At 75.7% G+C, this 2,528-nt stretch carries 3 protein-coding genes; all 3 read right to left on the reverse strand.

Going from position 1 to position 2,528, the window contains the following annotated elements:
• Positions 1–451, reverse strand: a 451-nt coding sequence (locus B9S61_RS07040; RefSeq protein WP_103541472.1) for a lipopolysaccharide biosynthesis protein, incomplete at its 3' end; no start/stop codon positions are given.
• A gap of 16 nt (positions 452–467) precedes the next feature.
• A complete protein-coding gene (locus B9S61_RS07045; RefSeq protein ID WP_103541473.1) occupies positions 468–1,604 on the reverse strand; it encodes a glycosyltransferase in 1,137 nt (378 codons plus the stop codon).
• Positions 1,604–2,368 carry a polysaccharide deacetylase family protein gene (locus B9S61_RS07050; protein WP_103541474.1) on the reverse strand — a complete coding sequence of 255 codons (765 nt, stop codon included), beginning with the start codon at positions 2,366–2,368 and terminating at the stop codon, positions 1,604–1,606. Before B9S61_RS07050 ends, B9S61_RS07045 begins: the two co-directional genes overlap by 1 nt.
• Positions 2,369–2,528: the final 160 nt, after the last annotated feature.

A 2,528-nucleotide genomic window follows, 5' to 3' on the forward strand; every position in this document is an offset into this window, starting at 1 on the left:
CCAGCCGCACCTGTGTGCTGCCCTTGGTGTCCTCCGCGTGCCGGGTCAGCGCGCGGGAGACCGCGTTGGCCATGTCGACGGCCTGCTCGGCCCGCGCGGAGGTGGCCGTGACGGAGACCATCGGCGCGTCCGGCGACGTCGCCGTGCGCACGCTGTCCCGCAGCGTCCGCACCGGAACCCCGGCCCACACCTGCGCGTCGCCGAGCACCGCGAGCTGCGTCGCGACCCGCCCGTACGCCTGCGCGAAACCGCGGGCCGCGTCCGGGGTCGCCTTCTCGGTCGGTACGGCGACGACATAACTGGTGGCCGAGTACGACGCGGGCGTGAGCAGGCCGTACGCGGCGCCGATCAGTCCGCCGACGAGCGTGCCTGCCACCAGCGCGGACCAGGCCGGCAGCTTCTTGACGCGGTCCAGGGACGGAAGGCGCCGACGGGACGGGGTGTCGGTCATGACGGGCTTGCTCCCTCTAAGGTGCGGGGGACGTCGGCGTGCCGGCCACGGCCGCCGTGTACACGTCCATGAGGCGGGCTGTGCTGCGGGTGATGCTGTAGTGGCGCGCGGCCTCCGCGGCCGTGCGCGGGACCGGGCCCGCCGCGCGGACCTCGGTGATCGCGCGGGCGTACGCCTCCGGGCCGCCGCGCACCCGCCGGGCACCGCGGGAGGCCGCCGGGGGCAGGTCCTCGATCGCCGGGCAGGAGGCGTAGAGCACGGGCAGTCCGGACGCCAGCGCCTCCACGGCCGCGAGCCCGAAGGCCTCCTCCGCGGACGGGGAGGCGAACAGGTCCATCGCCGAGGTCAGCGAGGGCAGGTCGGGGCCCGGCGAGCCGTCGGGGACACCGGGGCGTTCCCCGGTGAACAGGACCCGCCCGGCCACCCCGGCCTCCCCGGCCGTGCGGCGCAGTACGTGCTCCTCGGGGCCACCGCCCACCAGCAGCAGCCAGTGGTCCTCCGGCAGCCGGGCCAGCGCGCGGACCAGGACGTCGAACCGCTTGCCCCGGGCGAGCCGGCCGACGCCGCCGACGACGAAGGCGTCCCGGGGCAGACCGAGGCGCCGCCGGGTGCGCTCACGCCGCTCCGGATCGAAACGGAAACGGTCCACGTCGATGCCGTTGGGGACGACCTCGATGCGCGGGGCGGGCACCCCCCAGCGCCTCAGCCGGTCGGCCACCGTCGGGGAGACGGCGACCGTCGACGAACCGAGCCGCTCGCTCGCCAGATACAGCGCCCGCACCCCCGCCGTCAGCCGCCGCCCCTCCATCTGCGAGTCGCCGAGGGAGTGTTCGGTGGCCACGACCGCGCGGACCCCGGCGGCCCGGGCGGCCGGCCGGCCGTAGACACAGGCCCGGTAGAGATGGGTGTGCACCAGGTCGTAGCCGCCGGAGCGGATCACCCTCACCAGGCGGGGCAGGGCGGCCAGGTCGCGGTTGCCGCGCATGCCCAGATGGACGACGCGGACCCCGTCGGCGCCGAGCCCCTCGGCGACCGGGCCCGGGTTGGTCAGCGTCACCACGTCGCAGTCGACGGGCAGATGACGCAGCAGCAGCCGCAACTGCTGCTCCGCCCCGCCGACACCGAGACCGGTGATGATGTGCAGCGCCCTCATCACACCCCCTCCACCGGGCGCCGGCGCAACCGGTGCAGCCGGAGCTTGAGGTACAGGCGCGGCGCCGTGTCGTTCTGCCCCACATGCGCGCGCGGCAGGGCGTACGGGCCGGTCAGCGGGCCGGGGTCGATGGCGCAGGCGTAGCCGTAGCCCGCCTTCCGCACGGCCTCCACCGCGCGGGCGTCGACCGTGCCGTACGGGTAGCAGAACCCGTCCACCGGAGCGCCGGCCAGCTCGGCGAGGAGGACGCGGCTCTCGGTGACCTCGGCGGTGAGAGTGGCGTCGTCCGCGCGGGTGAGGTCGACATGGGTGAGCCCGTGCGAGCCGATCTCCACGCCCGCGTCGGCGGCGCGCCGGATGCCGTCCGCGGTCAGCAGCGGCTTGCGCGGGCCCAGCGGGTCCCACTCGTTGTCACCGCCGAGCCGCCCCGGCAGGACGAAGAGGGTGGCGCCGCAGTGGAAGCGGTGCAGCAGCGGCAGCGCGGTGGTGAGGAAGTCGGTGTACCCGTCGTCGAAGGTGAGCCCGACCAGCCCCCGCCCCTCGCCGCGGGCGCGCGCGGCGAGCAGTTCGGCGACGGACACGCCCCGCAGCCCGCGCCGGCGCAGCCACGCCAGCTGCCGCTCGAGCCGTTCGGGTGTGACGGTGATGCGGTACGGGTCGTCCGAACAGTCGCCCACCGAGTGGTACATCGCCACCCAGGGGACGGGTCCGGGCCGGGGAGCCGGGGGTCTGCCGGTGTCGGGGGAGTCAACGGGAGCGGCCATGTGTGAGCTTTCGTGTGACGGTGCGTACGGAGTGCGGCACGGAGCGCCGGGCGCCGAGGACGGACAGGACGATCGGGACGAAGACGGCGGTCACGGTGAGACAGCCGGCCGCGAGCCCCGCCACGGGCGACGCGAACCGGCTCGCGGCGTACGCCCCGGC

The sequence above is a fragment of the Streptomyces sp. SM1 genome, assembly GCF_002910825.1.
GTDB classification, from domain to species: Bacteria; Actinomycetota; Actinomycetes; order Streptomycetales; family Streptomycetaceae; genus Streptomyces; species Streptomyces okerensis.

Bases quoted from the DNA above. Each gene is read 5' to 3' on its own strand.
- B9S61_RS07045 (WP_103541473.1), bottom strand. From the start codon at position 1,604: ATGAGGGCGCTGCACATCATCACCGGTCTCGGTGTCGGCGGGGCGGAG.
- B9S61_RS07050 (WP_103541474.1), bottom strand. From the start codon at position 2,368: ATGGCCGCTCCCGTTGACTCCCCCGACACCGGCAGACCCCCGGCTCCC.